General features: G+C 69.3%; 21 protein-coding genes. 8 read left to right on the top strand and 13 right to left on the bottom strand.

All coding sequences use genetic code 11. The features are described 5' to 3' along the window. Positions 1 to 249 precede the first annotated feature (249 nt). Both OG407_RS20025 and OG407_RS20020 read left to right on the top strand, forming a co-directional pair. Positions 250 to 777 carry a universal stress protein gene (locus tag OG407_RS20025; protein WP_019065779.1) on the top strand — a complete coding sequence of 176 codons (528 nt, stop codon included), beginning with the start codon at positions 250 to 252 and terminating at the stop codon, positions 775 to 777. 117 nt (positions 778 to 894) lie between these two features. Next, complete coding sequence (locus OG407_RS20020; RefSeq protein ID WP_405859841.1) at positions 895 to 1,458, top strand: GPR1/FUN34/YaaH family transporter; 564 nt, start codon at positions 895 to 897, stop codon at positions 1,456 to 1,458. A gap of 118 nt (positions 1,459 to 1,576) precedes the next feature. On the opposite strand, the gene glmS is transcribed toward OG407_RS20020, so the two are convergent. Then, positions 1,577 to 3,394, bottom strand: a complete 1,818-nt coding sequence (gene glmS / locus OG407_RS20015; RefSeq protein WP_403588369.1) for a glutamine--fructose-6-phosphate transaminase (isomerizing) — start codon at positions 3,392 to 3,394, stop codon at positions 1,577 to 1,579. Between the two features lie 12 nt (positions 3,395 to 3,406). Beyond that, a complete protein-coding gene (locus tag OG407_RS20010; protein ID WP_328683182.1) occupies positions 3,407 to 3,664 on the bottom strand; it encodes a hypothetical protein in 258 nt (85 codons plus the stop codon). A gap of 165 nt (positions 3,665 to 3,829) precedes the next feature. Here OG407_RS20010 and OG407_RS20005 point away from each other — a divergent pair, with 165 nt between their 5' ends. Then, positions 3,830 to 5,407 (top strand): purple acid phosphatase family protein, encoded by a 1,578-nt coding sequence (locus OG407_RS20005; RefSeq protein WP_405859838.1) that lies wholly within the window; start codon positions 3,830 to 3,832, stop codon positions 5,405 to 5,407. A 71-nt stretch (positions 5,408 to 5,478) separates the two neighbouring features. On the opposite strand, the gene OG407_RS20000 is transcribed toward OG407_RS20005, so the two are convergent. Continuing rightward, the gene (locus tag OG407_RS20000; protein ID WP_405859836.1) at positions 5,479 to 6,357 is read right to left on the bottom strand and encodes a DUF4429 domain-containing protein; all 879 of its coding nucleotides are present in this window, start codon (positions 6,355 to 6,357) and stop codon (positions 5,479 to 5,481) included. A gap of 95 nt (positions 6,358 to 6,452) precedes the next feature. Between OG407_RS20000 and OG407_RS19995 the strand changes: the two genes are divergently transcribed. After that, a complete protein-coding gene (locus OG407_RS19995) occupies positions 6,453 to 8,042 on the top strand; it encodes a beta-N-acetylhexosaminidase (protein ID WP_405868507.1) in 1,590 nt (529 codons plus the stop codon). An 83-nt stretch (positions 8,043 to 8,125) separates the two neighbouring features. On the opposite strand, the gene OG407_RS19990 is transcribed toward OG407_RS19995, so the two are convergent. The 6 genes from OG407_RS19990 to OG407_RS19965 all read right to left on the bottom strand — a co-directional run bounded on the left by OG407_RS19990 (position 8,126) and on the right by OG407_RS19965 (position 15,320). Beyond that, positions 8,126 to 9,904, bottom strand: coding sequence for an IucA/IucC family protein (locus tag OG407_RS19990; RefSeq protein WP_405859834.1), 1,779 nt, complete (start codon positions 9,902 to 9,904; stop codon positions 8,126 to 8,128). Next, entirely contained in the window at positions 9,901 to 10,467 is a 567-nt protein-coding gene (locus tag OG407_RS19985; protein WP_405859832.1) for a GNAT family N-acetyltransferase, read from the bottom strand. The genes OG407_RS19990 and OG407_RS19985 overlap by 4 nt, the downstream gene beginning before the upstream one ends. Next, the gene (locus tag OG407_RS19980) at positions 10,464 to 11,747 is read right to left on the bottom strand and encodes a lysine N(6)-hydroxylase/L-ornithine N(5)-oxygenase family protein (RefSeq protein WP_405859830.1); all 1,284 of its coding nucleotides are present in this window, start codon (positions 11,745 to 11,747) and stop codon (positions 10,464 to 10,466) included. Before OG407_RS19980 ends, OG407_RS19985 begins: the two co-directional genes overlap by 4 nt. Beyond that, positions 11,731 to 13,173, bottom strand: coding sequence for a lysine decarboxylase DesA (gene desA / locus OG407_RS19975; RefSeq protein WP_405859828.1), 1,443 nt, complete (start codon positions 13,171 to 13,173; stop codon positions 11,731 to 11,733). The genes OG407_RS19980 and desA overlap by 17 nt, the downstream gene beginning before the upstream one ends. A gap of 152 nt (positions 13,174 to 13,325) precedes the next feature. After that, on the bottom strand, positions 13,326 to 14,159 hold the full coding sequence (locus OG407_RS19970; RefSeq protein ID WP_405859826.1) for a siderophore-interacting protein: 834 nt from the start codon (positions 14,157 to 14,159) through the stop codon (positions 13,326 to 13,328). A gap of 111 nt (positions 14,160 to 14,270) precedes the next feature. Further along, positions 14,271 to 15,320 carry an ABC transporter substrate-binding protein gene (locus tag OG407_RS19965; RefSeq protein ID WP_405859824.1) on the bottom strand — a complete coding sequence of 350 codons (1,050 nt, stop codon included), beginning with the start codon at positions 15,318 to 15,320 and terminating at the stop codon, positions 14,271 to 14,273. 256 nt (positions 15,321 to 15,576) lie between these two features. Here OG407_RS19965 and OG407_RS19960 point away from each other — a divergent pair, with 256 nt between their 5' ends. Next, on the top strand, positions 15,577 to 16,740 hold the full coding sequence (locus OG407_RS19960; protein ID WP_405859822.1) for a polyprenyl synthetase family protein: 1,164 nt from the start codon (positions 15,577 to 15,579) through the stop codon (positions 16,738 to 16,740). Then, entirely contained in the window at positions 16,737 to 17,393 is a 657-nt protein-coding gene (locus tag OG407_RS19955; RefSeq protein WP_405859820.1) for a biliverdin-producing heme oxygenase, read from the top strand. Before OG407_RS19960 ends, OG407_RS19955 begins: the two co-directional genes overlap by 4 nt. On the opposite strand, the gene OG407_RS19950 is transcribed toward OG407_RS19955, so the two are convergent. The 4 genes from OG407_RS19950 to OG407_RS19935 all read right to left on the bottom strand — a co-directional run bounded on the left by OG407_RS19950 (position 17,383) and on the right by OG407_RS19935 (position 23,241). Continuing rightward, entirely contained in the window at positions 17,383 to 18,543 is a 1,161-nt protein-coding gene (locus OG407_RS19950; protein WP_329350783.1) for an acyl-CoA dehydrogenase family protein, read from the bottom strand. The genes OG407_RS19955 and OG407_RS19950 overlap by 11 nt on opposite strands. Positions 18,544 to 18,548: 5 nt before the next feature. Then, on the bottom strand, positions 18,549 to 19,487 hold the full coding sequence (locus OG407_RS19945) for a hydroxymethylglutaryl-CoA lyase (protein ID WP_405859818.1): 939 nt from the start codon (positions 19,485 to 19,487) through the stop codon (positions 18,549 to 18,551). Between the two features lie 38 nt (positions 19,488 to 19,525). Beyond that, positions 19,526 to 21,529, bottom strand: a complete 2,004-nt coding sequence (locus OG407_RS19940) for an acetyl/propionyl/methylcrotonyl-CoA carboxylase subunit alpha (RefSeq protein ID WP_405868505.1) — start codon at positions 21,527 to 21,529, stop codon at positions 19,526 to 19,528. 95 nt (positions 21,530 to 21,624) lie between these two features. After that, on the bottom strand, positions 21,625 to 23,241 hold the full coding sequence (locus tag OG407_RS19935) for a carboxyl transferase domain-containing protein (protein WP_405859816.1): 1,617 nt from the start codon (positions 23,239 to 23,241) through the stop codon (positions 21,625 to 21,627). Between the two features lie 106 nt (positions 23,242 to 23,347). Here OG407_RS19935 and OG407_RS19930 point away from each other — a divergent pair, with 106 nt between their 5' ends. Further along, positions 23,348 to 23,950, top strand: coding sequence for a TetR/AcrR family transcriptional regulator (locus OG407_RS19930; protein ID WP_405859814.1), 603 nt, complete (start codon positions 23,348 to 23,350; stop codon positions 23,948 to 23,950). A gap of 311 nt (positions 23,951 to 24,261) precedes the next feature. Further along, entirely contained in the window at positions 24,262 to 25,419 is a 1,158-nt protein-coding gene (locus OG407_RS19925; protein WP_403588342.1) for an acyl-CoA dehydrogenase family protein, read from the top strand. Positions 25,420 to 25,450: the final 31 nt, after the last annotated feature.

Genomic DNA, 25,450 nt, shown 5'->3' with positions numbered 1-25,450 from the left:
ATGGAGGGACACGGGCGCCTGCGGATAAGTGAATCCTGTGCAAACCGCCTGTACGGGGCAGCAACCATTGCGTTACGGGCGCCCCCTCGTGCATGCTCCGGGGAACTCCGCCGGAGCATGTGCGGGATATGGGCTAAGGAGGAGTGCCGCCGTACCCTTGGGGGTATGGGGTTGGGAAGATGATTCCCGGACACAGCTCCGCCGCACCCTGTTGTCCCCTCCCAAGAGGATCAAAAAGCCGAGACACCCATGGCCGGTCACGAATCTTTCGAACCAGCGGACCGCAAGCGCCCCGTCGCCGATCCCACGGCGGCCGAGCCCCTGGCGGCGGAACAGCCACGTCATTCCTGCGATCCAGCCTTCAAGCACGGAGTGGTCGTCGGCTTCGACGGCTCCACGTCCAGTGAGCGTGCCCTCGCCTACGCGATCGGCATGGCCCATCGCTCGGGCTCGGGCCTGGTCATCGTGCATGTCGCCAACCGGCTGCCCACCACGGTGTGGGCGGGCTGCGAGCCACCGGTCTTCGTCGATGTGCCGGACCACCGCACCGAGGTGCTGGGTCTGGAGCTGGCGTGCGCCGAGTACTTGGCGGAAGTGCCCTGGATCCTCGTCGAGCGGGGTGGCGACATCTGCCATGAACTCGAAGAGGTGGGGCGGGAGTACGAGGCCGACGCGATCGTCGTCGGCTCGACCCACGGCATCGTCGGACGCATCTTCGGGTCCGTCGCGGGGCGGCTCGCCAAGCGGGCTCAGCGGCCCGTCGTCGTCATCCCGTAGCTCCGTGGCCCGGCCGGACCGCTCCTGAATTCCCTGTTGTGCAGAGGTGTTTGTGTCCTTGTGAAGGGCATATATCGGTCACACCGCACCAACGCACATGCATGAAGGGAGCCCGCCGTGGACAATGACGTCTCTGCGGGAAGCACCACCTCGATCGTCGGCCGACTCGCCCTGGGAATCACCCTGTTGGCCTTCGGGCTCGGGTACACGAATGTCATCAACGGGGTCTCAACAGCTGACGCCGTGTCACTGGCCCACTACGTGGGCGGAGTTGCCCTCTTCGTCGTCGGACTGCTCGCGTTCCGCGAGGGCGACACGGCAGCCGGTACGGCGTTCACCGCGTTCGGCGCGCTCTGGTTCACCTGGGCCGTCAGCGCGGGCAACTCCGTGTCGGACAACGCGGCGGGGTTGTTCCTGGTCCTGTTCGCCCTCGTCGCCCTCTCCGTGACTCTCGCGGGCGGGGATCAACTCACCCAAGGGACATACGGGTTGTTCTTCGTCTCCCTCGTGCTGCTCGCGATCGCTCAGTTCGCCGGGAACGACGGGCTGGGGAAGGTCGGGGGGTGGTTCGGTGTCGCTGCGGGGGCTGTTGCCTGGTACTCGGCGACGGCGGCGCTTGCGCACTGGCCTACGGTGCTTCCTCGGCGGGCGGCTGGTCGGGGCGTGACGGCCACCAGCTGACCGGTAACAGGGAGGCCCCCCGCGTGTGTGAGGCAACACGTGGGGGGCCTCCCTGTTCGTCGGCCGCTTCGGGTGCGTGGGGGCTGGTCGCGCAGTTCCCCGCGCCCCTTTGGGGCGCCTACTCCACCGTGACCGACTTCGCGAGGTTCCTCGGCTTGTCGATGTCGCGGCCGAGTGCCAACGCCGTGTGATAGGCGAGGAGTTGAAGGGGAATCCCCATCAGGATGGGATCCAGTTCGTCCTCGTTCTTCGGGACCACGATCGTCTGGTCGGCCTTCTCCTGGTGCTGGTGGGCCACCGCCAGGATGCGGCCGCTGCGGGCCTTGATCTCCTCCAGGGCGGCGCGGTTCTTCTCCAGGAGGTCGTCGTTGGGGACGATCGCCACCGTGGGGAGGGCGGGCTCGATCAGGGCGAGGGGGCCGTGCTTCAACTCCGAGGCGGGGTAGGCCTCGGCGTGGATGTACGAGACCTCCTTGAGCTTCAGGGAGGCCTCGCGGGCCACCGGGTAGCCGCGGACCCGGCCGATGAAGAGCATCGAGCGGGCCTCGGCGTACTCGGCCGCGAGCTTCTTGATCTCGTCCTCGCGGTCGAGGATCTCGGAGATCTGGGCCGGCAGCTTGCGCAGGCCCTCGATGATGCGCTTGCCGTCGCGGACGGAGAGGTCGCGGGTGCGGCCGAGGTGCAGGGCCAACAGGGCGAACGCGACTGTGGTGTTGGTGAAGCACTTGGTCGAGACGACGCAGACCTCGGGGCCCGCGTGCACGTACATGCCGCCGTCCGCCTCGCGGGCGATCGCCGAGCCGACGACGTTCACCACGCCCAGCACCCGGGCGCCCTTGCGCTTCAGCTCCTGGACCGCCGCCAGGACGTCGTACGTCTCACCGGACTGCGAGACCGCGATGTACAGGGTGTCGGGGTCCACGACGGCGTTGCGGTAGCGGAACTCCGAAGCCGGCTCGGCGTCCGCGGGGATGCGGGCCAGCTCCTCGATCATCTGGGCGCCGATCATGCCCGCGTGGTACGAGGTGCCGCAGCCGAGGATCTTCACGCGGCGGATCTGCCGGGCCTCGCGGGCGTCCAGGTTCAGGCCGCCGAGGTGCACGGTGGAGAAGCGGTCGTCGATGCGGCCGCGCAGCACGCGGTCCACGGCGTCGGCCTGCTCGAAGATCTCCTTGTGCATGTAGGTGTCGTGGCCGCCCATGTCGTAGGAGGCGGCCTCCCACTCGACCGTGGTGGGCTCGGACGTGGTGCGGGTGCCCTCGGTCGTGTATGTCCGGAAGTCGTCGGCCTTGAGGGTGGCCATCTCGCCGTCGTCCAGCGTCACGATCTGGCGCGTGTGCGTCACCAGCGCGGCGATGTCCGAGGCGACGAACATCTCCTTCTCGCCGATCCCGAGGACCACCGGGGAGCCGTTTCGAGCCACCACGATGCGGTCGGGGAAGTCGGCGTGCAGGACGGCGATGCCGTACGTCCCCTCGATCACCCGGAGGGCGTCGCGGACCTTGTCCTCCAGCTTCTCCTGCTGCGAGCGGGCGATGAGGTGGGTGAGGACCTCGGTGTCCGTCTCGGAGAGGAACTCGACGCCGTCCGCTTCGAGCTTCTTCCGGAGGTCCGACGCGTTGTCGATGATGCCGTTGTGGACGACGGCGACCTTGCTGTCGGCGGACAGGTGCGGGTGGGCGTTCACGTCGGAGGGGGCGCCGTGCGTGGCCCAGCGGGTGTGGGCGATGCCGGTGGTGCCCTTGAAGCGTGCCGGGACCTTGGCCTCCAGGTCACGGACCCGGCCCTTGGCCTTGACCATCTTCAGGCCGGCCGTCCTGGGGGTCGTCACGACGATGCCCGCCGAGTCGTAGCCGCGGTACTCCAGCCGCTGCAGGCCCTCCAGCAGAAGGGGAGCAACGTCACGCTTGCCGATGTATCCGACGATTCCGCACATGTATAAGCATTCCTAGCCGTAGACGATGCGGCGCAACTGCCTGAGCGTGAGCTCCGGCGGTGCGACCGCCCGGTATTTCAGGTCCGCCTCGATCCGGTCGAAGATCGTCGCGTTCACCAGGCCCTGGCCCTGGAGTTCGCGGTGGCGGCGACGGACGTAGTCCTCGGTCGTCTCGTCGAAGTACGCGAGCACGTCCTGGATCACCCGCAGTGCCTCGCCCCGGTTGAGGGTCGTGGAGCGCGTCAGATGATCAACGAGTTCGTCGTGCACCCGGTTGATCCTGGGGTACCGAAGGGCGGTTTGCAAGAATCCTGCCCGATATCGGGCAACGGGCTGTTGAAAGTCTTATGGGGCTCTGTTCGTAAGCTGTCCATCCTGTGTCTTGCGCACCGTTGCCCATGTCGACGAGTTTCAGACGCCATGGACATTCCTCGTATGGGCGTACCCGCGGAGCTCGCTGAACGCATGAGCATGGCGGAGCAGCACGAGTACCTGCGCTCGAAATTCTCGCGGCGCACGATGATCAGAGGCGGTGCCGTCACGCTCGGCGCCGTCGCGGGTGGCGTGTTCGTACCGGGCGGCATCGCCCAGGCGGCCGTCCCCACCCAGGCCGCCACCACCAAGACCACCCCGGCGACCGAGTCGGTGAACGGGGCCCTCGTCTCCCCGTTCGGCCGGCACCTCGCCTTCGGCAACGACCCGAGCACGGAGGTGACGGTCTCCTGGCAGGTCCCGACCAACGTCAGGAAGCCGTTCGTCCGGATCGGCGCGCACCCCTGGGACCTCTCCCACAAGATCGAGGCCGAGGTGCGCTCGCTCTACACCCCGGCGGGCGTCGGCGCGAGCGGCGACCACACCCAGTACTACCTGCACGCCAAGCTGACCCACCTGCGTCCGGGCAAGACCTACTACTACGGCGTCGGCCACGCGGGCTTCGACCCGGCCGAGGCCCACCTGCTCGGCACCCTGGGCACCTTCACCACCGCCCCCGACCGCGCCGTGCCGTTCACCTTCACCGCCTTCGGCGACGAGGGCGTCGGCTACCACGGCCTGGCCAACAACAGCCTCCTGCTGGGCCAGAACCCGGCCTTCCACCTGCACGCCGGCGACATCTGCTACGCCGACCCGGCGGGCGCGGGCCAGACCGCCGACGCCGGTTTCGACTCGCGCACCTGGGACCAGTTCCTCGCGCAGACCGAGTCGGTCGCCAAGTCCGTGCCGTGGATGCCCGCCTACGGCAACCACGACATGGAGGCCTGGTACTCGCCCAACGGCTACGGCGGCGAGGACGCCCGCTGGAACCTGCCGGACAACGGCCCCGACAAGGCGAACCTGCCGGGCGTCTACTCCTTCGTCTACGGCAACACGGCGGTCATCTCTCTGGACGCCAACGACGTGTCCTTCGAGATTCCGGCCAACCTCGGCATCTCCGGCGGCACCCAGACCAAGTGGCTGGAGGCGCAGCTCAAGAAGTACCGCGCGTCCAGGGACATCGACTTCGTGGTGATCTTCTTCCACCACTGCGCGTACTGCACCTCCACCGCGCACTCCTCGGAGGGGGGAGTGCGCAACGAGTGGGTGCCGCTGTTCGAGAAGTACACGGTGGACCTGGTCATCAACGGCCACAACCACCAGTACGAGCGCACCGACGTCATCAAGAAGAACGCGGTCGTCAAGAAGCTGCCGATCGGCGGCACGGCGTACCCGGAGACCGAGGGTGTCGTCTACGTGACGGCGGGCGCGGCCGGCCGCAGCCTGTACGCGTTCTCCGCCCCGGACTCCTACGAGGGTCACGTCGCCGACCTCGACTCGGTCGCCGCCTTCGTCAACACGAAGGACGGCAAGGTCAACGAGACGGTCGCGTGGTCGCGCGTCCGCTACCTCAACTACTCGTTCCTGCGCGTCGACGTCCAGCCCGCCCACAAGGGCCGTACGGCGACCCTGACGGTCCGCGGCATCGCCGAGACCGGCGCCGAGATCGACCGCTTCACGGTCGCCCGCAAGGCCAAGTAGCCCTGAAGTAGTACGAGTTGTGCCCGGAAGGCAGGGCGCCACTCATCCCGCAGGCGGTCCTCCCCGGATGGTCACATCCGCTTGAGGACCGCCTGTTTGGCCATCGCGAACTCCTCGTCCGTGAGCACCCCGTCCCGGTGCAGCTCCCCGAGTTCCCGCAACCGCCGCAGCAGCGCGTCGTGCCCGTCCTCGGTCGTGGCCGCCAACTGCCGTACGGGCTGGGGCTGTTCAGGCCGTACGTCCGTCTCGGCGGCCGGGTGCGGGAGGCGCGCCTGTACGGCCGCGGCGACCAGGGCCATCAGCGGGTCCTTCTTGAAGCCCCACAGTTCAACGGAGTTGGGGTCGTACTTGGGTGGAGCCTTCGTCGGCGCGTGGCGCACCGAGAAGCGGATGTAGCCGTTCTCAAGACCGGCCGACGGGCGCCACTCCACGCCGACGAGGTCCGTGACGGCGAGGGTGCGGGCACCGGTGGCGGACTTGGCGTCCTCGGTCTTCCAGTTCCACTCCAGCCGTACGCGCTCGCCGTCGAAGCTCGCCGTGCCGTCCCCGGCGGACACCGAGAGCGGCACGGCGGGGCCCGGCAGCAGATACGCGTCCACCGGGTCGGCCGGTACCTGGTCGAGCAGCAGGGCGCTGCGCACCTCGTCCACGAAGTACTCGGCGACGCCGTACCGGTCCGACTCGACGGGGAGTTGGTAGGGGTCGTCGCCCTCGGTGAGCCGGCCGCCCGTGGCGTGCAGCAGCGGGTCGGAGCCGTCCCGCAGCCGCAGTCTCAGCCGCCCCGACTTACGGCCCTGCTCGAAGGAGACGCCCGCCAACGCGCCCAGGGGGACGACGAGTTCACCCAGGGTCCTGCGGAACAGGCCGACGTTCTTGTCCCGTCCGGGAGTCAGCCGCAGGGCGTCGCCGTCGAAGATCCAGGTGCCGTCCTTCTGGATGATTTCCGCCATAGGAGGGATTGTTCCATCGCTCTGACGACAGAATGGTCTGTACCTGTCCGGGCTCAAAGGAAGTTCAAAGGAAGGGACCGCTCGTGAGACGCCTTGTGAGACAGCGCCACAGAACGACCCGCCTCCTCGGTTCGCTGCTGCTCGTAGCCGCCGCGAGCGTGTCCGTCGTCGGCGCCGCACCCTCCGCCGCGCCCACCGCCGCCACCCCGCTGGGCCGGGTGGTCCCGGCACCCGCCAAGGTCACCCCTGCCGGGCATCCGTACAAGATCACGAGCAGCACCCGTATCCGCGTCGACGACACCCGGGAGTCGCGCCAGGTCGGCGCGTACCTCGCGGGCATCCTGCGCCCCTCCACCGGCTACCGGCTGCCGATTACCTCGCGCGGCAAGGGCGGCATCCAACTCCGCCTGGCCAAGGGCACGTTCGGCGCCGAGGGCTACCGGCTCGTCAGCGGGGTCTCGGGGGTCACCATCACCGCGAGCAGGCCCGCAGGCCTCTTCCACGGCGTGCAGACCCTGCGCCAGCTCCTGCCCGCCGCCGTCGAGAAGAAGTCGGTGCAGCGCGGCCCCTGGCAGATCGCGGGCGGCACCATCGAGGACTCCCCGCGCTACGCCTACCGCGGTGCGATGCTCGACGTCTCCCGGCACTTCTTCACCGTCGCCCAAGTCAAGCACTACATCGACGAGTTGGCGCTCTACAAGATCAACACCCTGCATCTGCACCTCAGCGACGACCAGGGCTGGCGCATCGCCATCAACTCCTGGCCACGGCTGGCGACTTACGGCGGCTCGACCGAGGTGGGCGGCGGCACCGGCGGCTCCTACACCAAGGACGACTACAAGGAGATCGTCCGCTACGCCTCCTCGCGCTACCTTGAGGTCGTGCCGGAGATCGACATGCCGGGCCACACGAACGCGGCCCTCGCCTCCTACGCCGACCTGAACTGCGACGGCGTCGCGCCCCCGCTCTACACGGGCACGGACGTCGGCTTCAGCTCGCTGTGCGTCGGCAAGGACCTCACCTACCGCTTCGTGGACGACGTGATCCGTGAGCTGGCCGCGATCACCCCGGGCCGCTACCTCCACATCGGCGGCGACGAGGCGCAGTCCACCAGCCACGAGGACTACGTCAAGTTCATGGACCGGGTGCAGCCGATCGTCACCAAGTACGGCAAGACGGTGATCGCCTGGCACCAGATCACCGGCGCCCACCCCGTGAAGGGCGCCCTCGCCCAGTACTGGGGTCTCGACGACACCGACGCCGCCGAGAAGGCACAGGTCGCCGAGGCCGCGAAGAACGGCACCGGGCTGATCCTCTCGCCCGCCGACCGGGTCTACCTCGACATGAAGTACACCGAGGACACCCCGCTCGGCCAGGACTGGGCGGGCCTCGTCGAGGTCAAGCGGTCCTACGACTGGGACCCGGGCAACTACCTTGCCGGGGTGCCGAGTTCGGCGATCCGGGGCGTCGAGGCGCCGCTGTGGTCGGAGACCATCGTGACCGGCGCGAACATCGACTACATGGCTTTCCCGAGGCTGCCGGGCGTCGCCGAGCTGGGCTGGTCGCCGGCCTCGACGCACGACTGGGACATGTACAAGGTGCGGCTCGCGGCACAGGCCCCGCGCTGGGACGCGCTGGGCATCGACTACTACCGGTCGCCCCAAGTGCCTTGGCCCGCGCACTAGTTGACGCGAGAGGCTGCTGAGTGACGGCAAAAGGGCGGGCACCCCGGGGGACCGTACCCCGGGGTGCCCGCCTGCCTGTGGTGTCAGAACCCGGCGATCGGGTTCTTCAGGGTGCCGACGAGCTGGAGCGCGCCGGACGGGTCCGCCAGGTCCACCATCTGCTTGTTGTCGCGCAGCTGGAGACGGTTGAGGCAGGACAGCGAGAACTCGGGCGCGAACATGTCGTACTGCCGGAACCTGTCGGCGAGTTCGGGTGCCGAGGCCTGGTACTCGCGGGTGACGTCCGCGACCGTACGCCAGAAGTCGTCCTCCCCCAGGACGCCCTCGGCGGCCAGGCCGGCGGCGAGGAAGCGGAAGAAGCAGTCGAAGACGTCGGTGAAGATCGAGAGCAGTTTCCTGTCCTCGGGAACCTCGACCCGCAGCCGCTCGACCGTCGGCGGCAGCACCGCGTCCGGGTCCATGACGGCGATCTCCTCGGCGATGTCCTTGTAGATCGCGCGCTCGACGACACCGTCCTTCAGGACGAGGATGACGTTCTCGCCGTGCGGCATGAACACCAGGTCGTAGGCGTAGAAGCTGTGCAGCAGCGGGGTGAAGTAGGCCCGCAGATACCGCCGCAGCCACTCCGCCGGGGCCAGCCCCGACCGCTCGATCAGCGCGCCGGCGAAGGACGCGCCCTCGTGGTCCAGGTGCACCAGCGAGGCCATCGTCGCAAGGGACTCGCCCTCCTGGAGCGAGGAGACCGGGCTCTCGCGCCACAGCGCGGCGAGCATCTTGCGGTACGGCGAGTAGCGGTCGGTCGCCGCCTCGTACTCCAGGTGCCGGTAGCCGACGGCCGCCTGCTCGCGGATGATCGACAGGCCGGTGGACTTCAACACCGGGTCGTTGTCGATGAGTTGGGCGAGCCAGTCGTTGATCGCCGGGGTCGCCTCCATGTAGGCGGCCGACAGTCCGCGCATGAAGCCCATGTTGATGACGGACAGGGCCGTCTTCACGTAGTGCTTCTCGGGGTGGGACTTGTTGAAGAAGGTCCGGATGGACTGCTGGGCGAGGTACTCGTCGTCGCCCTCGCCGAGGCACACGAGGTGGCCGCGGGCGATCTCGGCGGCGAAGGTGACGCTGAGCTTGTTCCACCACTGCCAGGGGTGGACGGGGATGAGGAGGTAGTCGTCGGGGTCGAGCCCCCGGTCGACCAGGGTCAGCCCGAACCGCTCGACGGTCCCGGCGCCCAACTCCCGCCGCATGAACGACTCGTACTCGATACCCACACCCGCCGTGAACGCGGCCCGGGAGCGGTGCGCGGCCAGCCACACCAGGCGGACCGGGCTCGCGGTCTCGGGGGCGTACGAGAGGTACTCGTGGATGCCGAAGCCCAGTCGGCCGTTGTTGGCGACGAAGCAGGGGTGGCCCTCGGTCATCCCCGTCTCGATGGCCTGGAAGTCGCTCTTCACCAGCTCGGCGACCGGGACCTGCGGCTTGGTGAGCTTGTAGCAGGTGCCGGAGAGGGTGGAGGAGATCTCCTCCAGGTAGACCGGCAGGATCTCCTCGCTCAGTCCGAGCGCCTGCCTCAGCTCGATGAAGAAGTCCAGGGCGGCGAGGGGGAGTCCGGCGCCGTCGCGTTGACGGCTGATGGAGTCGGCGTCGACCTGCCAGTGGTCGAGGGCGTGCCGGGTGGCGGTGAACCGGTAGCGGGTCAGGCCGTCGTCACTGCGGACGACGTACAGGTCGCCGTCTTTCTCGACCGGTTCGGGCGTGATGAGCCGCTCGTGCGCGAACTCGGCGAGGGCCTTGCGGATCAGGAGGCGGTTGGCCTTCTCCCAGCGCTCGGGGGAGAGATGGGCGACGGCGTCGGCGAGGCTCATGCGGACACCGCCCCGGCCGCGACGCTGTGCCGTTCAAGGAAGCGTTCCCGTGTGCAGAAGCTCAACAAGGCTTTCTTCTCCGGCTTTTGGATCTCACGCTCGGGCACGAACCCGACCGCCTCGTTCAATGCGTGCACGGCGGTGTTGGACACGTCCGGTTCCACGACGACGCGTTCGACGGCCGGGTCCTCGAAGAGCCGGGCCAGCACGGCGGTGATCACCGCACGGGTGAAGCCGTGCACGGGCGTCTCGGTGGCCGGCGTCAGGAAGTGCATGCCGATGTCACCGGGCAACGGCTCGTACAGGCCGACCAGTTCGCGGTGACGGGGGTCGTAGTACTCCATCAGGAAGACGGGGACCCCGTCCTGGAGCCCGAGCAGCGCGTGCTGGTGCTCGTCGGCCGCGATCTCCATGTACGCGCGCTCGACGTCCTCCAGTCTCGCGTCCTGCATCATCCAGAAGGCGGCCTTGGGATGTGTGAGCCACCGGTGCAGCAACTCGGCGTCCTGGAGCGGGTCGAGGGGGCGGAAGGCGAAGGCGCCTGTGTCGGTGAGGGGGCTCATACGGCGAACTCCTGGAACGCGATGGTCTGTTCGACCGGGTAGTACTCGGTGCCGAGCAGCTCACGGATGATGTACGAGTTGCGGTACGCGCCCATGCCCAGGTCCGGGGACGTGATGCTGTGCGCGTGGACGCCGGCGTTCTGCAGGAAGACGCCCCGGCCCGTGGTGTCGATCGAGTAGTTGCGCGCGATGTCGAAGTTGCCCCGGGAGTCGTAGCGCAGCCGCTCGTGGACGGGCTTGAGAAACTCCGGCTCGGCGTACTTGTAGCCGGTGGCGAGGATCAGGCCCTGGGAGCGCAGGGTGTAGTCCTTCTCCTGCTCCTCCTGGCGGAGGCCGAGTTCGTACACGCCGTCGCGGTAAGTGGCGCTGTCCAGCGAGGAGTTGGTGAGCAGCCGGGTGGGGACGGTACCGCCGACCTTCTTCTGGTAGAGCAGGTCGAAGATCTCGTTGACGAGGTCGCCGTCGATGCCCTTGAAGAGGCCCTTCTGCTCGGCCGTGAGGCGGTAGCGGGTCTGTTCCGGCAGGGCGTGGAAGTAGTCGATGTACTCCGGGGAGGTCATCTCCAGCGTGAGTTTCGTGTACTCCAGCGGGAAGAAGCGCGGCGAGCGCGTCACCCAGTTCAACTCGTAGCCGTGCACGTCGATTTCGGCGAGCAGGTCGTAGTAGATCTCGGCGGCGGACTGCCCGCTGCCGACCAGCGTGATCGACTCCTTGGCCTGCAACTCCGCTTTGTGGTGCACGTACCGGGAGTTGTGGATGAAGTCCCCGCCCAGGCCCGCGACGGCCTCCGGGAGATACGGCGGGGTACCGGTGCCGAGGACCAGATGCCGGGCGCGGTACACGTCACCGGCCTCGGTCCGGACGACGTAGACCTCGCCCTGTTCCTCGTACGTCACCTCGCTCACCGTCGTGCCGAAGCGCACGTTGGTGAGCTTGTCGGCGGCCCAGCGGCAGTAGTCGTCGTACTCGACGCGCAGCGGGTAGAAGTTCTCGCGGATGTAGAAGGGGTACAGACGCCCCTTCTCCTTCAGGTAGTTGAGGAAGGAGTACGGAGAGGTCGGGTCGGCGAGGGTGACCAGGTCCGACATGAACGGGGTCTGGAGGTGGGCGCCGTCGAGGAACATGCCGGCGTGCCACTCGAAGCCGGGCTTCGAGTCCAGGAAGATTCCGTCGAGTTCGGCGATGGGCTCGGTGAGGCAGGCGAGGCCGAGGTTGAAGGGTCCGAGCCCGATGCCCACGAAGTCGTGGGTCCTGGTGGCGGGTTCAGGAAGCGCGGTCAAGGGACTCTCCCAGGTACTGCTCGGCGTGGCCGGCGATCAGGTCGAGGACGGCGGCGATGTCGTCGGCCGTCGTCTCGGGGTTGAGCAGGGTGAACTTCAGGTAGTGGCGGCCCGCGACCTTGGTGCCCGCGACCACCGCGTCACCGGAGGCGAACAGGGCCTTGCGGGCGTACAGGTTGGCGCGGTCGATCTCGGCCGGGTCGGTGACGGCGGCCGGGATGTAGCGGTAGACGAGGGTGGAGAGCGAGGGCGCGACCACGACGTCGAAGCGCGGGTCGGCGGCGAGCACCCTCCACCCCTCCTCGGCCAGGTCGCAGACCTCGTCGAAGAGTTGGCCGACACCGTCGGCGCCCATCACGCGCAGCGTCATCCACAGCTTGAGCGCGTCGAAACGGCGGGTGGTCTGGAGGGACTTGTCGACCTGGTTGGGGATGCGCTCCTGGACCGCGCGGCGCGGGTTGAGGTACTCCGCGTGGTAGGTCGCGTGGCGCAGGGTGTCGGCGTCGCGGACCAGCAGGGCGGACGAACTCACCGGCTGGAAGAAGGACTTGTGGTAGTCGACGGTGACCGAGTCGGCGCGCTCGATGCCGTCGATCCGGCCCCGGTACTTCAGCGAGGCGAGCAGCCCGCAGCCGTAGGCCGCGTCCACGTGCATCCACACCCCGAACTGCTCGCACAGGGCGGCGACTTCGGGCAGCGGGTCGATGGAGCCGAAGTCGGTGGTGCCGGCGGTGGCGACGACGGCCATGGGCACCAGCCCGGCGCTCTTGCAGCGCTCCAACTCCCGGGCGAGCGCCACGGTCTGCATGCGCTGGTCGGCGCCGACGGGGATCGACACGACGGCGTCCTGCCCGAGGCCGAGCAGTTTCGCCGACTTCTTCACGCTGAAGTGGCTCACCTCGGAGGCGAAGATGCGCAGTTTGGCCAGGCTGTCGGTCTTGGCCTCCTCGCGGGCCAGCAGCAGTGCCTGGAGGTTGGACTGGCTGCCGCCGGAGGTGAACACCCCGTCGGCGTGCGGCCCGAGGCCGATCCGCTCGTTCGTCCAGTCGATCAGTTTCCGCTCGATGAGCGTGCCGCCGGCCGACTGGTCCCAGGTGTCCAGGGAGGAGTTGACGGCGGAGAGCACCGCCTCGCCGAGCACGGCCGGGATGACGACCGGGCAGTTGAGGTGGGCGAGGTAGCGGGGGTGGTGGAAGTAGATCGCGTCACGCAGATAGACCTCGTCCAGCTCGTCCAGCACCGCGCCGGTGTCGTGGAGCGGGCGGTCGAGGTCGATCCGGTCGATGAGGGGGGAGAGGGCGTCGACCGTGACGCCGGTGAACGGTCGTTCGGTGGTGGCGAGTTTGGCCGCCACCCGCTCCACGCCTTCCGTCACGGAGCGGCGGTAGTGCTCCGCAGTCGTGTCATTGAGCAGGTGCGAGCGCATGTGGGGGTCCTCCGGTGGGGAAGTCCGTGCGGGACAGGTGAGCGGCGGGGTTCCGCAACATCAACTTAGGTAAGCCTAACCTAACTTAACGTCCACGAAACCCACCGCTCCCGTGACAGCCGTCACTCACGCCCCGGCTGCCCCTCGCACCGTCACCCGGCGTCGCGCAACTGCTCCTCGCTGAGCCCCTGCCGCCAGTACCCGACAAAGGTCACCCGCCGCCGGTCGAACCCACGCTCACCCACGAAGTGCCGCCGCAGCGCCTTCACTTGACCGGCCTCACCCGCGATCCACACGTACGGCCGCTCGGCGGGCGGGAGTTGGGCATCCCGAAGGGCGCCGAGGGCCATGGGGGACCCCTCGACGCCCTGGTTCTCACGCACCAGCCAGGTGACTTCGGCATCGGCGTCGGTCGCCAAGTCCTGGATGTCCCCGGCATGTTGGACTTCCAGCCACACCCGCGCACGGGTCCCCGCGGGCAGCGCTTCGAGAATGGCGGAGGCAGCCGGTACGGCGGTTTCGTCGCCCCACACGACCACCAGATCGGCATCCTCCGGCGGCCGGAACCGAATCGCCCGATTGTCCGCGACCGCCGGCCCGAGCAACACGACCCGATCACCGGCGGAGGCACACGACGCCCAACGGGAGGCGGGCCCGGCGGGTTCGTGCAACACGAAGTCGATGTCGATCTCGTCGGGGTCGCGGCGCAGGGCGCGCAGGGTGTACGAGCGCATCACGGCCCGTACGCCGTCCGGGAGTTCACGCCAGCCTTGCCACCACCCGTCCCCGAGCTCGTACGGAACAGCGGGCTCCAGCTGACCGGGTCGGGGGAGGAAGAGCGACAGGGACTGATCACGCCCGTCGGAGAAGAAGTACGCCAGATCGTCTCCGGCGAAGGTCACCCGGACCAGAGACGGCCCAAGCCGCTCCGTCCGCACGACGTGGAGTGAGAAAAAGCGGAACGGGGCGGCAACGGCCGTAGTCATAGGGGGTGACTCCTGAGTTGGCGTCAGGGATACATACCTAGGGGCGCGGGGAACTGCGCGCCCAGCCACATCCGGCCCGCAGCTCCCCATGAAGGCTCAACCACCCCTAAATCAACTGACCTTCTTCGCGCTCTCGATGGCCTTCGCGAGATCCTCAAGCAACGGCGCGCACTTGTCGTACGACAGAATCGGCTCAGGATTACGAGCGATGACCTGCCCAGCCTTGACAGCGGGGAGCTTCTTCCACGTGCCCTCGGTAATGTCAGCGGGCTGAACCGCCGAGGTCCGGTTGTCCATCATGATGACGTCCGCCCCGTACTTGTCGACGTTCTCCCAGCTCAGGTTCTCGTACCACCCACCACTCGCCTTGAGCGCTGCAGCGGACGGCTCGACGAAGTTCACGCCGAGGGACTTGAAGTACTCCAGGTCGACGGAGAGGTTCGACCCGGAGACGTAGAAGATGTCCTGGCTCGCGGACCCCACGAGAACCTTGATGCCCGGCTTGGCCTTGGCCGCGGCGCGCAGCCGGGCAGCCGCGTCCTCGAACCGCTTCTTCGCCGCGGTGATGGTGGCCGAACTCGTGTCCGCGCCAAGGGACTTGGCAAGCTCCAGCATCCGCTGCAACGGCGTCGGCAGCTGGACGTCGTACACCGAGATGCCGACGGTCGGCGCGCCCACGGCGAGGATCTTCTTCTTCGACTCCTCCGGGACGTACCAGAGCGTGCCGGCCGAGTCGAACATCGTGGTGATGAGGACGTCGGGGGAGAGGGCCGCGTACTTCTCGATGTTGAACTGGCCCCACTCGTTGCCGATGACGGTGACCTTGCTGATGTCCAGGTCGCCGGCCTGTACGTCGGCCTTGCCGTCCTTCAGCTTGGTCGGCCCGAAGACGCCCTTGGACTCGATGCCGTAGTCGTGCAGCGCGGCGGCGACGCCGATGAACGAGACGATGTTCGCCGGGATCCTGTCGGTCTTCGCGGTGGTGCCGCGGTCGTCCTTGAAGGTCCAGGGGCCGGACTTGGCGGCCGTCGTCTCCTTGTCCGAGCCACCGCTTTTCGCGTCGTCGTCGCCGCAGGCCGCGAGCACGGCACCGAGGCCGAGGGCGCCGCCCGCGGCGAGGATGCCGCGGCGGGAGAGGTGAGTGGCACGGGCGTTGGACATGTGTGGCTGCTTTCGAACAGGGCGGGAGCGCCCGCCGGACAATTCGAAGGTAGGTTAGCCTAACCTCACTAACTGTCCAGCGGGCGGGGTGATCGCCGCCCGGGTCCATGCGCGCGCTGTGCCTGTCCTGTGCCGGGCTTATGAGCCCATGTCCTATGCGATTTGGCTTTCAACCGCCTTGTCTCGTCCGGCCGTTGTGATCACGCTCCTTCTACGGGGATCTGCGTACTGCTGTTCGGTCGTCTGTGGAGGTGGAGTGGCTACCACGATGGATGTGACGGACGTGGAAGCGGTGGTCCGGAGCGACGCGGCCCTGCTGGAGGACGACCTCGCCGAGTTCCTCGACACCCTGACCGCCCCGGCGCGGGCGGCGGCGGTCTCCGTCTACGACACGGCCCTGCGCCGCGCCCTGTACGAACCGGTCGCCGACGCCCTCGGCTCGAAGGTGGGCCAGCAGGCGCTGCCCCCGACGGCCGGAGCACCCGGCGGCCGGGCTCCGCTGCGCCCCTCGATGGTGTACTGGGCGTACCGCAACTACCGGGGGTTCCCCGAGGGAGCGGAAGGGTTCTCCGGGAAGGCAGAGGGGTCCCCCGAGAAGGCGGACACCGCTTCCGACCTCGCGGTCATCCGCCGCACGGCGGTTGCCGTAAGGATTCTGCTGAAGGCCGCGGTCGCCCTCGACGACATCCAGGACGACAGCGACGTCCGCTACGGCGAACCCGCCCTCCACGCCACCCACGGCACCCCGCTCGCCCTCAACACCGGCGCCTGGCTGATCATGTCCGCGCTCCGGCACGCGGCCGACCCCGCCGTCGTGGACAGCCTGGTGCGCTCGGTCGGCAGCGGCTTCACCGGGCAGGCCGTCGACATGTCCTCGCGTACGGCGCTCACGCGCGCGGAGCTGCTGGCCGCGCCGCGCGCCACACGGGTCGACTTCTGGGAGTCGACGGCCGCGCTCAAGACCGGAACCCTGTTCTGGATGCCGCTCGACGCGGCGGTCGCGGGGCTGCGGGTGGTCGAGGACGACCGGCTCGCCTTGGACGGTGCGATGCGCCAACTGGGCCTCGCCAGCCAGCTGTTCAACGACCTGACCGACTTCGTGCCCGAGTTCGGCGGCGCCAACACCCACGAGGACTTCGACGGTCTGGGCAACCGGGTCTTCCTGGAACTCCTCGACGAGGACGGCGGCGTACCGCCCGGTGAGGACTTCAAACCGTACGTTCTCGGTCACCCCCAACTGGAGCGCACGCTCCTCGCGCTCGCCGAGGAGGCCGTGGCCCTCAAGCGTGCCGCGAAGGACGCCGTCCACGGGGTGTGCCGCTGCGAGCGCAGCGCCGCCTACTTCGACGTGACGATCGAACGCAAGGGCCACCTCATCGACCGTCTGCTCGCGACGGTCCGGCAGCGGAGCGGCGAATGACGGACCTGCTGAGCGGACGCCTGAGGAACGGCACCCGCGCCTGGCACCAGGCTCTGGAGAGCACCGGGTTCGCCACCGCGATGCTCGCCGGGACTCTGCCGCTCGACCGCTACGTCGGCCAACTCGCCGCCTACCGCGTGGTGTTGTCGGCGCTGGAAGCCGAACTCGCCCGCGCCACCTGCCCGTCCGTCACCTCGGTGTGGTCGCCGGACCTCGTCAAGCTCTCCTTCGTCGAACGCGACCTGCACCACTTCGCCGCCGCCCAGGGCGCCCTCCCCGAACCCGGCCCGGCCGCCGAGGAGTTCGCCGAGGAGATCCGGCGCACCGCCGCGGCCGAACCCCGTGAACTCCTCGGCTTCCTCTACGTGTTGGAGGGCTCCACCCTCGGCGCGATGTTCCTGTGCCGGTACGTGACCGAGGCGTACCGGCTCACGGACGGGAACGGTGCCTCGTACTACGGCAGCGGCGACCGCACCCGCTGGGCGGCCTTCGCCGAGCGCCTCGACCGCGCGCTCGGCGAACCCGCCGTACAGGAACGAGTGTTGGCCGCCGCCGAACGGGCCTACCGCCACATCGCCCTGATCTCAGGGGAGTTGTCGGCGGGCCTGGACGCTCCGGCACCTGAGCCTGTCCAGCCGGCTGTCAGCCCGTGAGGCCCAACTCGCGGGCGATCAGCATCCGTTGGACCTCGCTGGTGCCCTCGCCGATCTCCAGGATCTTGGAGTCGCGCCACATGCGGGCCACCGGGTACTCGTTCATGAAGCCGTAGCCGCCGTGTACCTGGGTGGCGTCGCGGGCGTTGTCCACGGCGATGGTCGAGGAGTACAGCTTGGCGAGGGCCGCCTCCTTCTTGAAGGGCTCGCCGGCGACCAGGCGGGAGGCCGCGTCGCGCCAGGACAGCCGGGAGGTGTGGGCCTTCATCTCCATGTCGGCGATCTTGAACTGGATGGCCTGGTTGGCGCCGATCGGCCGCCCGAACGCGTGCCGTTCCTTGGCGTACTTCACCGACTCGTCGACACAGCCCTGCGCGAGACCGGTCGCGAGCGCCGCGATGGCGATGCGGCCCTCGTCGAGGATGCGCAGGAACTGGGCGTAGCCGCGGCCGAGTTCGCCGAGCAGGTTCGCCGCCGGGACCCGGACGTCCGCGAAGGACAGTTCGCGGGTGTCGGAGGCGTTCCAGCCGACCTTCGAGTACGGTGCCGCGACCGTGAAGCCGGGGGTCCCGGACGGCACGATGATCGACGAGATCAGCGGCTTGCCGTCGGGCTTGCGGCCGGTGACCGCGGTGACCGTCACCAGACCCGTGATGTCCGTACCGGAGTTGGTGATGAAGCACTTGGAACCGTTGATCACCCACTCGTCGGTGTCCGGGTCCAGGCGTGCCGTCGTCCGGGTCGCGCCCGCGTCGGAGCCGCCGTCCGGCTCGGTCAGCCCGAAGGCGCCGAGGATCTCGCCGGAGCACAGCCGGGGCAGCCACTCGGCCTTCTGGGCGTCGGTGCCGAAGAGGTGGATCGGCATCGCGCCCAGCGACACCCCGGCCTCCAGGGTGATCGCGACCGACGAGTCGACCCGGGCCAGCTCCTCAAGGACGAGGCCGAGCGCCAGATAGTCGCCGCCCATCCCGCCGTACTCCTCGGGGAACGGCAGTCCGAACAGGCCCATGCGGCCCATCTCGCGGACGATCTCGTACGGGAACTCGTGCCGCTCGTAGAAGTCGCCGATCTTCGGCGCGACGACGTCGTGCGCGAACTCCTCGACCGTACGGCGGAGTTCTTCCAGCTCGGGGGAGAGACGGTGGTCCATGGCGGTCACTGCTCCTTGTGGGGCTGCGCTGTTTTACCGAGTGCGCGGACGGTGCGGGACGGGCTGGGTCGGCCCAGGTGGTCGGCCATCCACACGCTGGTGGCGGTGAGACGGGCGAGGTCGACTCCGGAGTCGATGCCGAGACCCTGGAGCATCCACACGAGGTCTTCGGTGGCGAGGTTGCCGGTGGCGGACTTGGCGAACGGGCAGCCGCCGAGGCCGCCCGCGGAGGCGTCCACGGTGGTGACGCCGTGCTGGAGGGCGGCCAGGGTGTTGGCGAGCGCCTGGCCGTAGGTGTCGTGGAAGTGCACGCCCAACACGTCTGTGGGGACGTGCTGTTCGTTGAGCGCGGCGAGAAGTTCCAGGACGTGCCCGGGAGTTGCCACCCCGATGGTGTCGCCGAGGCTCAGCTCGTCGCAGCCCATGTCGACCAACGCCCGGCAGACACGCACCACTTGGGCGATCGGGACCGCGCCCTCCCAGGGGTCGCCGAAGCACATGGAGACGTAGCCGCGCACATGGGCGCCCTCGTCCTTGGCGCGGGCCACCACGGGGGCGAACACGGCCAGCGACTCGTCCACCGTGCGGTTGAGGTTGGCCTTGGCGAAGGACTCGGTGGCGCTGGCGAAGACGGCGACGCGGGTCGCCTTCAGGGACAGGGCCCGGTCGAGTCCGCGGGCGTTCGGCACGAGGACGGGGAGGTGCACGCCCGGGAGGTTCCGCACGAGCGGGAACAGCTGCTCGGCGTCGGCCAGTTGGGGCACCCACTTGGGGTGGACGAAGCTGGTCGCCTCGATCGTGGTCAGGCCCGCGTCCGCCAGCCGCCGCACGAACTCGGCCTTCACCTCCGTGGGCACGGTCGACTTCTCGTTCTGCAGTCCGTCCCGCGCGCCCACTTCGTGGATGCGCACCCGGGCGGGCAGATCGGGGGCGGGTACGACCATCGGGAGTGTCTCTGGTCCGAGTGGCTCTGGTCCGTGTGTCACTGGTCCTCCTCCACGGGTGTGACGACCGCCAGTACCTGGTCCATGGCGACCGTCGTGCCGGGTGTCACGTCGAGTTCGGCGACGGTGCCGGCGTGCGGCGCGGAGACGACGTGCTCCATCTTCATCGCCTCCACCACCAACAAGCTCTGCCCCGCGGCCACTTGGTCTCCTACGGCGACCTTCACCACGGTCACCGTCCCCGGCATCGGCGCGGTCAGCGAACCGGCTCCGGACCGGTCGGCCCCGCTGAGCGAGGCGGCCACCGGATCGTGGTCCCGCACCTGCCACGCGTCCCCGTCCCGGCCCAGCCAGGTGCCGTCCGGCAGGGCGGTGAAGGTGTGGACGAGTCCGTCGAGCCGCAGGACGAACCGGCCGTCGGGCCCGGCCCAACCGGACCCGCCGAGCGGCTTCTCGGCGCCGTCCGGCAGCAGTTCGGTCCCGCCCTCGGGCGTGCGGCGTACGCGCACGGTCACCGGGTCGTGGCCCGGCACCTGGAGCGGGTGCGCCGTCCAGGCCCGCTCGCCGCCCAGCCGCCAGCCGTCCGTGGCGGCGAACGGGTCGGCCCAGCCGGAGCCCCGCCCGGGCGTGAGCGCCGCGTGCCGCAGCAGCGCCGCCGCCGCGTAGACCTCCACCGGTACCTCGCCGGGCACCAGCCCGTCCGCCTCCCGCTCGACGAGACCGGTGTCCAACTCGCCTGCCACGACGGCCGGATGGGCCAGCAGGCGCCGTAGGAATCCGGCGTTCGTCGGCACGCCCAGGGTCACCGTGTCCGCGAGGGCGGCCCGGAGTTTCCTGAGCGCGGTCGCGCGGTCGGGGCCGTAGGCGATGACCTTGGAGAGCATCGGGTCGTAGAGACTGCCGACCTCGGTGCCTTCGGAGAGGCCGGAGTCGGTGCGGATGCCGTCGCCCGAGGGTTCGTTCAGCTTCAGGACGGTGCCGCCGGACGGGAGGAACCCGCGCGCGCCCTCTTTGACAGACACGGTCTCGGCGCAGACGCGGGCCTCGATCGCGTGCCCGGTGAGCGTGATGTCGTCCTGTACGAAGGGCAGTCGCTCGCCCGCCGCCACCCGCAGCTGCCACTCCACCAGGTCGAGGCCGGTCACCAACTCCGTTACCGGGTGCTCCACTTGGAGGCGGGTGTTCATCTCCATGAAGTAGTACGACGACGGGTCGCTGCCCGGCACGATGAACTCCACCGTGCCCGCGCCCGCGTACCCGCACGAGCGGGCCGCCTGTACGGCCGCCTCGCCCATCGCCGCGCGCGTGGCCTCGTCCAGGAGGACGCTCGGGGCCTCCTCGACGACCTTCTGGTGCCGGCGCTGCAAGGAGCACTCGCGTTCGCCGAGGTGGACGACGTTGCCGTGGCCGTCGGCCAGGATCTGGATCTCGATGTGGCGGGGGCGGTCGACCCAGCGCTCGACCAGGAGGGTGTCGTCGCCGAAGGAGGCGCGGGCCTCGCGGCGGGCGGCGGCGATCTCCTCCTCCAGGAGGGTGAGGTCGCGGACCAGGCGCATGCCCTTGCCGCCGCCTCCGGCCGACGGCTTGAGGAGGACGGGGGCGCCCAACTCGTGTGCCGCCTTGGCCAGTTCGGGGTCGCGGCCGCCGGGGACGACCGGGACCCCGGCCGCCTCCACCGTCTCCTTGGCCCGGATCTTGTCGCCCATGAGGGCGATCGCGTCCGCCGGGGGACCGATGAAGACCAGCCCGGCGTCGGCGCACGCGCGCGCGAAGGCCGCGTTCTCGGCGAGGAAGCCGTAGCCCGGGTGCACGGCCTGCGCGCCGGAGCGGGCCGCCGCCTCCAGGAGCCGTTCCACCGACAGGTAGCTCTCGGCGGCCGGTGCCGGGCCGAGCCGTACCGCCGTGTCGGCCTCGCGGACGTGCCGGGCGTCCGCGTCGGCGTCGGAGAAGACGGCCACCGAGCGCACGCCGAGGGAGCGCAGGGTGCGGATGACGCGGACCGCGATCTCGCCCCGGTTGGCGACGAGAACCGTGTCGAACATCTCGGGCACGTCAGGCACGTCGGGCACGTCAGGCACCTCGGGTGTTTCGGGCGCCTCGGGTGTCTCGAATGTGTTGACCATCTCAGGCATCCTCATCACATCCGGAAGACGCCGAACTGGGGTTCTCCCAGCGGCGCGTTGGCACAGGCGGTCAGGGCGAGTCCCAGCACCTGGCGGGTCTCCGTCGGGTCGATGACCCCGTCGTCCCAGAGCCGGGCGGTGGCGTAGTAGGCGTTGCCCTGGCGCTCGTACTGCTGCCGGATCGGGTCCTTGAAGGCGTCCTCGTCCTCGGCCGGCCAGGACTCCCCGCGCCCCTCCAACTGGTCCCGCTTCACGGTCGCGAGGACCGACGCGGCCTGCTCGCCGCCCATCACGGAGATCTTGGCGCCGGGCCACATCCACAGGAAGCGGGGGCAGTACGCCCGGCCGCACATCGAGTAGTTGCCCGCGCCGTACGAGCCGCCGACGACGACCGTCAGCTTGGGCACGCGCGCGCAGGCGACGGCGGTGACCATCTTGGCGCCGTGCTTGGCGATGCCGCCCGCTTCGTAGTCCTTGCCGACCATGAACCCCGAGATGTTCTGGAGGAACACCAGGGGAATGCCGCGCTGGTCGCACAGTTCGATGAAGTGGGCGCCCTTCTGGGCGGATTCGGAGAACAGGATGCCGTTGTTGGCGACGATGCCGACCGGGTGGCCGTGGATGCGCGCGAAGCCGGTGACCAGGGTCTGCCCGAACTCGGCCTTGAACTCGGCGAACCGGGAGCCGTCGACCACGCGCGCGATGATCTCCCGTACGTCGTAGGGGGTACGGGAGTCGACGGGGACGGCGCCGTAGATCCCGTACGGGTCGACCTTGGGCTCCACCGACTCGGTGACCTCCCAGGGGAGCGACCCGCGCGCGGGGAGCGTGGCGGCGATGGTGCGGACGATCCGCAGGGCGTGCGCGTCGTCCTCCGCGAGGTGGTCGGTGACGCCCGACACGCGTGCGTGGACGTCGCCGCCGCCCAGCTCCTCGGCGGTCACGACCTCGCCGGTGGCGGCCTTCACGAGGGGCGGCCCGCCCAGGAAGATCGTCCCCTGGTTCCGGACGATGACGGCCTCGTCGCTCATCGCGGGGACGTAGGCGCCCCCGGCGGTGCACGACCCCAGCACGGCGGCGATCTGCGGAATCCCCGCCCCCGACATCCGGGCCTGGTTGTAGAAGATCCGCCCGAAGTGGTCGCGGTCCGGGAACACCTCGTCCTGCATGGGGAGGAACGCGCCCCCGGAGTCGACGAGGTAGATGCAGGGGAGGCGGTTTTCGAGGGCGATCTCCTGGGCGCGCAGATGCTTCTTCACGGTCATCGGGTAGTACGTCCCGCCCTTGACCGTGGCGTCGTTCGCGACGATCACGCACTCCCGGCCGCTGACCCGGCCGATGCCGGCGATGACACCGGCGGCCGGGGCGGCCCCGTCGTACATCCCGTCGGCGGCGAGGGGGGCCAGCTCCAGGAAGGGCGAGCCGGGGTCGAGGAGCGTGTCGACGCGGTCGCGGGGGAGCAGCTTGCCGCGCGCGGTGTGCCGGTCCCGGGCCCGCTCACCGCCGCCGAGCCGCGCCGCGGCGAGCTTCTGCCGCAGCTCCTCGCCCAGCGCGCGGTGCGCCGCCTCGTTGGCCCGCCACGCCTCCGACGCGGGATCGGCCGCGCTCGTCAGCTCCGGTGCCTCTTGCATTCCGTGGGTCCCCTCGCACAGCGATCGGCCGCTCTCGGCTGTTAATGAGCGTTAACCATTTCCTTCAGGTTAACGACCGCTAACCTCCCTGTCTAGAATTGCTTCCATGACCACGAGAACCGACGCCCCCACCCGCCGCGAGCAGATCCTCAAGGAGGCCGCGCGGCTCTTCGCCGAGCGGGGTTTCCACGGCGTCGGTGTCGACGAGATAGGCGCGGCCGTCGGCATCAGCGGGCCCGGCCTGTACCGCCACTTCCCCGGCAAGGACGCGATGCTCGCCGAGCTTCTGGTCGGCATCAGCGGCCAGCTGCTGACGGGCGCGAAGCGCCGCCTGGCGGAGGCGGAGGGGGTCACGGCTCCGGGGGTGCTGCTCGACTCCCTCATCGAGGGCCACATCGACTTCGCCCTCGACGACCGCCCCCTGATCACCCTCCACGACCGCGAGCTGGACCGCCTGCGGGACACCGACCGCAAGCTGGTGCGTCAACTCCAGCGCCAGTACGTGGAGTTGTGGGTGGAGGTCGTACGGGAGGTGTACCCGGAACTGGCCGAACCCAGCGCGCGGTCGGCGGTGCACTCGGTGTTCGGGCTGCTGAACTCGACTCCGCATCTGGGGAGGCCGGGGTCGTTGCCGGGGCGGGGGGCTACGGCGGAGTTGCTGCATCGGATGGCGAGGGGGGCGTTGGGGGCGGCGGCTACGACGGGGTGAGGGGGGTGGGAGTCGAGCCTTGGCGGGGGCCCGAGCGCCGTAGGTGCGGAGGGCGGGCCGAGGCCGCAGCTCGTCGGGGTCCGGAGCGGAGCCCCGTGTCGTGGCCGGGCGGGCAAAGGGCGGGTGAGTGAGGCACGGCGTGACGAGCGTTACGTGCCCGTTCCACTGGACGCCTCCGCCTACCCGCCGGTACGCTCGATTCTGAGCAAGCGCTTAGCCAGGTGGACCGCAACCATCAATTGAGGAACCCCGACGGCGAGCAACCACATCCGCGAGAGCGGCGCCGGTTAAGGCGCAGAGAGGGGCCGGCGGTGCGCCGTACGGTGTTTGACGAGGACCACGAGGCGTTCCGGGAGACCCTCCGGGCCTTCATCGAGGCCGAGGTCGTCCCCGTCTACGACGAGTGGTTCGCGGCCGGCCAGGCGCCGCGCGACTTCTACTACAAGCTCGCCGAGCTCGGCGTCTTCGGTATCCGCGTGGACGAGGAGTACGGCGGCGCGGGCATCGACTCGTACAAGTTCGAGGCCGTCCTCTACGAGGAGACCGCGCGCGCGGGCGTCTCCTTCGGCGGCTCCGGTGTGCACGTGCTGCTCGGCCTGCCCTACATCAAGCTGCTCGCCAACGACGAGCAGAAGAAGAAGTACCTGCCGAAGTTCGTCTCCGGCGAGGAGATGTGGGCGATCGCGATGACCGAGCCGGGCACCGGTTCCGACCTCGCGGGCATGAAGACCACCGCCAAGCTCTCCGAGGACGGCACGCACTACGTCCTCAACGGCGCCAAGACCTTCATCACCGGCGGTGTGCACGCCGACCGCATGATCGTCTGCGCCCGCACCTCCCCGTCCACCAAGGAGGACCGCCGCCACGGCATCTCCCTCTTCGTGGTGGACACCAAGGCCGAGGGCTACTCGGTCGGCCGCAAGCTGGACAAGCTCGGCCTGAAGACCTCCGACACCGCCGAGCTGGCGTTCGTCGACGTGAAGGTCCCGGTCGAGGACCTCCTCGGCGAGGAGAACAAGGGCTTCTCCTACCTCGGCCACAACCTCGCCTCCGAGCGCTGGGGCATCGCCTTCGGCGCGTACGCGCAGGCCAAGGCGGCCGTCCGGTTCGCGAAGCAGTACGTGCAGGAACGCGTGGTCTTCGGCCAGCCCGTCGCCGCGTTCCAGAACACCAAGTTCGAACTGGCCGCCTGCCAGGCCGAGGTGGACGCCGCCGAGGCCGTCGTCGACCGCGCGACCGAGGCCCTGGACGCCGGTGAGCTGACCCCCGCCGAGGCGGCCAGCGCCAAGCTGTTCACCACCGAGGTCGCCCACCGCGTGATCGACCGCTGCCTCCAGCTGCACGGCGGCTACGGCTTCATGAACGAGTACCCGATCGCCCGCCTGTACGCGGACAACCGCGTCAACCGCATCTACGGCGGCACCAGCGAGATCATGAAGACGATCATCGCAAAGGACATGGGCCTGTAAGGTCCCCGAAATTACCGGCCCGTAGAAAAGG

Origin of the sequence: Streptomyces sp. NBC_01515 (genome assembly GCF_045040345.1) — a bacterium.
Lineage (GTDB): Bacteria > Actinomycetota > Actinomycetes > Streptomycetales > Streptomycetaceae > Streptomyces.
This window is presented reverse-complemented; position numbering and strand designations above follow the sequence as displayed.